The 4,408-nt window shown below is 69.9% G+C and carries 5 protein-coding genes and 1 pseudogene; 1 reads left to right on the top strand and 5 read right to left on the bottom strand.

Annotation, left to right across the window (positions count from 1 at the left end; translation table 11 throughout):
• On the top strand, nucleotides 1-498 hold a 498-nt coding region (locus tag G3O00_RS39985; RefSeq protein ID WP_206146291.1), incomplete at its 5' end, for an MFS transporter.
• Nucleotides 499-511: 13 nt separating this feature from the next.
• Here G3O00_RS39985 and G3O00_RS39980 read toward each other — a convergent pair.
• The 5 genes and pseudogenes from G3O00_RS39980 to G3O00_RS39960 form a co-directional block, all read right to left on the bottom strand.
• On the bottom strand, nucleotides 512-1,381 hold the full coding sequence (locus G3O00_RS39980; protein WP_241025556.1) for a hypothetical protein: 870 nt from the start codon (nucleotides 1,379-1,381) through the stop codon (nucleotides 512-514).
• 90 nt (nucleotides 1,382-1,471) lie between these two features.
• Entirely contained in the window at nucleotides 1,472-2,200 is a 729-nt protein-coding gene (gene cobM, locus G3O00_RS39975; RefSeq protein ID WP_206146290.1) for a precorrin-4 C(11)-methyltransferase, read from the bottom strand.
• Between the two features lie 43 nt (nucleotides 2,201-2,243).
• Nucleotides 2,244-2,975 carry a cobalt-precorrin-6A reductase gene (locus G3O00_RS39970; RefSeq protein WP_206146289.1) on the bottom strand — a complete coding sequence of 244 codons (732 nt, stop codon included), beginning with the start codon at nucleotides 2,973-2,975 and terminating at the stop codon, nucleotides 2,244-2,246.
• Nucleotides 2,972-4,060 carry a cobalt-precorrin-5B (C(1))-methyltransferase gene (locus G3O00_RS39965; RefSeq protein WP_206146288.1) on the bottom strand — a complete coding sequence of 363 codons (1,089 nt, stop codon included), beginning with the start codon at nucleotides 4,058-4,060 and terminating at the stop codon, nucleotides 2,972-2,974. The genes G3O00_RS39970 and G3O00_RS39965 overlap by 4 nt, the downstream gene beginning before the upstream one ends.
• Nucleotides 4,060-4,408 (bottom strand): annotated as a pseudogene (locus tag G3O00_RS39960) (bifunctional cobalt-precorrin-7 (C(5))-methyltransferase/cobalt-precorrin-6B (C(15))-methyltransferase); the annotation flags it as partial. The gene G3O00_RS39965 and the pseudogene G3O00_RS39960, both read right to left, overlap by 1 nt.

The following is a 4,408-nucleotide window of genomic DNA, read 5'->3' as shown; positions in this document are numbered from 1 at the left end:
CTGCCGCCTTACTACATGCGGCTCGGCTGGTCGCCGACGGCGGCCGGCAGCCTGCTCGGCGGCGTGACGCTCGCGGAAGTCGTCGCGGGGCTGACGATCTCGGCGATGATCGACCGCCTGCCCGATCGCCGGCCCGCGCTGCATGCGGCGATCGCGTCGCTGTTCATCGGCTTGCTGGTGATGCTGGCCGCACCCGAGGCGCTCGCGCTGCCGGCCGCGCTGTTGATGGGCGCGGGGATCGGCGCGCTGTTTCCGCTGTCGCTGATCGTCACGGTCGACCACGCGGCGACGCCGGCCGATGCCGCGTCGCTGACGGGGTTCGTGCAGGGCATCGGCTACCTGATCGCCGGGCTGTTCCCGTTCGCGGCAGGCATCGTGCGCCAGCACCTCGCGGACCTGTCACCCGCGTGGATCGCGATGGCCTGCCTGTGTGTCGCGCTGTTCGTGCTGGCGGCGGGGTTTGCACCGAAGCGGGTGCTGCACGCCGCGCGTGCGTAGCAGCGGCCGCCGCTCAGTTGAGCGGCTCGCAAAACGGGATCTTGTCGCGCAGCGCATTACCTGCGGCGACCGGGTCCCGTCCTGCCGGCAACGTGACGGAAACCGACGTATGCCCGGTCTTGCTTTGCGGTTCCTGGCCCGGCCAATGGCTCTCCTTCCAAGTGGCGATCCAGTCGAGATTGCCGGTGCTCGCACCGGGCACGAAGCGCAGCCGCAAGGCACCGTCGAAGTCTTCGCTGCAATGCGGCGAGTGCTGATAGTCATGCTCGGTGAAGCAGGCGCGAATCTGCTTGCTGCAGCTGAACGGCAGCTTCGATACGCGTGGTGCGCGGGCATGGCCGCCGTTCGGCCGCAGTTCGACGAAGTCGGCGTTTTCCCAGCCTCCGCCACCGCCTGAGTAACTTTCGGACCAACCGGCCAGCACCGCGACCGCGAAACGCTCGCCGCCCAACGGATACAGCGCGGGGTAGATCCGGAGTGGCGGCGGCTTGCCGTCGCCTTCGACCCGGTCGGCGGGCTGATAGTCGGAGAAATCCCACCGCTGCACGACCTTCCAGCCGGCGGCGGACGCGAAACTCACTTTCAGCAACTGCGGGCCCGGCAGGATCGCGTAGTAGTTGCCCGACGTGTCGCTTTTGGCTCGGTACAGCGACGGCGCCTCGTCCGCGTCGTCGGGCTGGCCGGGCGCGCCGCACGATGCCGACGCCAGCGCGCAAACCTTGCGCGGCCAGTCGCGATCGGGCGCGGCGGTTTTCGCAATCTTTACAAACGGCACGGCGCGGGCTTCGTTCGCTTCACCGGCGGCGTAAGCCGTGGATGCCGCCAGCAGAGCAGCCGTCATTCCCGCCAGGCCGATCAGACTCGATCGAATACGCGTACCCATTCAACGTTGTCCTTGTAAGGTAGCTTGCGCGCCGCGCCGTGATCGCGCGAAGTGGCTCAGTCTGCCCGAAAGCGCCCGCTCCGTGTGCAATCAACCCGCGCTCGCATACAGCGTCGAATCCGCAAACCCTTCTGCGTCGAGCACGCGCCCGATCAGGATCAGCGCGGTGCGCTCGATCTGCGTGCCCTGCACCTTGCCGACGATGTCGGCGAGCGTGCCGGTCACGCGCGCTTCATCGGGCCAACTTGCGCGATAGATCACCGCGACCGGGCAATCGGCACCGTAATGCGGCAGCACTTCGTCGACGATGCGGGCGAGATGGCGCACGCCGAGATGAATCGCGAGCGTCGCGCGGTGCGCGGCGAGCGAGCCGAGCGATTCGCCTTCCGGCATCGTCGTCTTGCCCGCGAAGCGCGTGAGGATCACCGTCTGCGCGACGCCGGGCAGCGTCAGCTCGACGCCGAGCGTCGCCGCGCATGCAGCCGTGGCCGTTACGCCGGGCACGATTTCATATGGAATCCCGAGCGCTTTCAATCGGCGAATCTGCTCGCCGATCGCACCGTACAGCGACGGGTCGCCCGAATGCACGCGCGCGACGTCTTGCCCTTTCGCGTGCGCGCCGGCGAGCAGCGCGACGATGGCGTCGAGGTCGAGCTCGGCCGTATTGACGACCTGCTCTGCGCGATGGCCGTCGAGCACGGCGGCCGGCACCAGCGAACCCGCATACAGGATCACCGGGCACGTGCGCACGAGGCGCTGGCCCTTCACCGTGATCAGCTCCGGGTCGCCGGGGCCCGCGCCGATGAAATACACCGTCATCGAAAAATCTCCGTCAATTCATGGGATGACCGGCTGCACGGCGTCATGCGCGCGTGGCCGGATCGAGCGCGTCGATGAGCGTCGCGGCCGAGTCGAACGCGCGGTCAGCGGCGGGCAGCGGCGGACGGCGCAGCATCACGACCGGCAGCCGGCGTTCGCGTGCGACGTCGAGCTTGGCTTCGGTGGCCGCGCCACCGCTGTTCTTGCTGACGACGACGTCGATGCCCATCAGCGCGAACAGCGCGCGCTCGCCGTCGAGCGTGAACGGCCCGCGCGCGGCGACGATCTGCGCATGCGCGTTGCCGGGATGCGCGTCGAGGCAGCGCACGAGCCAGAACTGGTGCGGCGGGATCGCGTCGAGATGCGCAAGCGGTTCGCGGCCGAGCGTAAACAGCGGCCGCTTGAACGGTGCGAGCGCGGCTTCGATGCCGGCCCAGTCGTCGACCATGCGCCAGTCGTCGCCGGGTTGCGGCGCCCACGGCGCACGGCGCAGCGCCCACAGCGGCACACCCGCTTCACGCGCCGCGGCCGCGGCATTCGCGCTGATCTGCGTGGCATACGGATGCGTCGCGTCGATCACGAGGCCGATGCCGGCGTCGCGCAGATACGCGGCCAGCCCGGCCGCGCCACCGAAGCCGCCGACGCGCACGTCGCAGCGCAGGTCGTCGGGTACCTTGCCGAGGCCGGCCAGGCTGTAGACGTGACGAGGCCCGAGCGCGCGTGCAATCTTCAGCGCATCGCCGGTGCCGCCGAGCAGCAGAATGCGCGTGCTCATCGCGCCTCCCCGACGAAGCGGCCTTGCCGGTCGATCGCGAACATCTCGACAGCGACGGACGGCGGCACGATGTCGCGCGCGACGCGCAGCGCCTGTGCGCAAACGAGATCGCCGAGCGGCACGCCGTCGGCGTGAGCGAGCTTCAGCGCCTCCTGGCTCGTGTTCGCGGCGCGCATCGCGGCCTGCAGCGCATCGCTTGCGCCGGCTTCGGCCGCCCACTGCGCGAGCAGCGGCAGGTCGATGCTCGAATGGCGGCTGTGCAGGTCGAGATGGCCGGCCGCGAGCTTGCTGAGCTTGCCGAATCCGCCGCACATCGACAGCCGCGCGACCGGTGCGCGCCGCAGGTGCTTGAGGACCGCGCCTGCAAAATCGCCCATCTCGATCAACGCCATGTCGGGCAGTTGGTAGTGCGCGCGCATCGCGTCCTCGCTCGCGTTGCCGGTGCATGCGGCAATGTGTGCGATACCGTTCGCGCGTGCGACGTCGATGCCCTGGTGGATCGACGCGATATAGGCCGAACACGAGAACGGCCGCACGATGCCGGTCGTGCCGAGGATCGACAGCCCGCCGACGATGCCGAGGCGCGGGTTCATCGTCTTCAGCGCGAGCGCTTCGCCGCCTTCGACGCCAATCGTCACGTCGAAGCCGCCCGCGTAGCCATGCTCGGCCGCCAGCGCTTCCAGGTGCGTCGTCATCATCTGGCGCGGCACCGGGTTAATCGCCGGTTCGCCGACCGGCAGCGTTAGCCCCGCGCGCGTGACCGTGCCGACGCCCGGCCCCGCATGAAACTGCACGCCGGGCGCCGACGCGAGCGCGACGCGCGCGAAGATCAGCGCGCCATGCGTGACGTCGGGATCGTCGCCGGCATCCTTGATCGTGGCGGCTTCCGCACCGTCGGCCGTGGCCCGGCAGAACTCGAGCCGCATCATCACGCGCTGCCCCTTCGGCAGCACGATCTCGACCGCGTCGTCCGCACTACCCGCGAGCAGCAACCGTGCGGCGGCGAGCGACGTCGCGGTCGCGCAGCTGCCGGTCGTATAGCCGAAGCGTAGCGGCGCAGGCTGTTCGGGGGTCTCGTCGCGCATCACGCGTCCGTTGTGTTCGTCGTGGCCGACGGTGCGAGCGTGTCGGCGGTGTCGGGCTTGCGCACGTCGTACAGCGTGACCGGCAACGGTTGCCGCCACGTGTCGAAACGGCCGAGCGGCTCGGCGTGTGCGAGCGACACACGCGTCAGCGTGCCGCCATGCGCATCGCGCCACGCGGCGAGCGCCATCTCGCCCTGCAGCGTGACCGCGTTCGCGACCAGCCGGCCGCCCGGTTTCAGCGCTGCCCAGCACGCGTCGAGCACGCCGGGTGCGGTCGCCCCGCCACCGATGAAGATCGCGTCGGGCGCGGCAAGCCCCGCGAGCGCATCGGGGGCGCGGCCCGCGACA

It is taken from the genome of Burkholderia sp. Ac-20384 (assembly GCF_017104605.1).
GTDB lineage: Bacteria > Pseudomonadota > Gammaproteobacteria > Burkholderiales > Burkholderiaceae > Burkholderia > Burkholderia lata.
Note: the sequence above shows the minus strand (reverse complement) of the source record. Positions and strands in the feature narration are given on the sequence as shown.

What these genes read in the sequence shown, in the direction of transcription:
- G3O00_RS39980 (WP_241025556.1), bottom strand. Translation starts at nt 1,381, where the DNA reads ATGGGTACGCGTATTCGATCGAGTCTGATCGGCCTGGCGGGAATGACG.
- cobM (WP_206146290.1), bottom strand. Translation starts at nt 2,200, where the DNA reads ATGACGGTGTATTTCATCGGCGCGGGCCCCGGCGACCCGGAGCTGATC.
- G3O00_RS39970 (WP_206146289.1), bottom strand. Translation starts at nt 2,975, where the DNA reads ATGAGCACGCGCATTCTGCTGCTCGGCGGCACCGGCGATGCGCTGAAG.
- G3O00_RS39965 (WP_206146288.1), bottom strand. Translation starts at nt 4,060, where the DNA reads ATGCGCGACGAGACCCCCGAACAGCCTGCGCCGCTACGCTTCGGCTAT.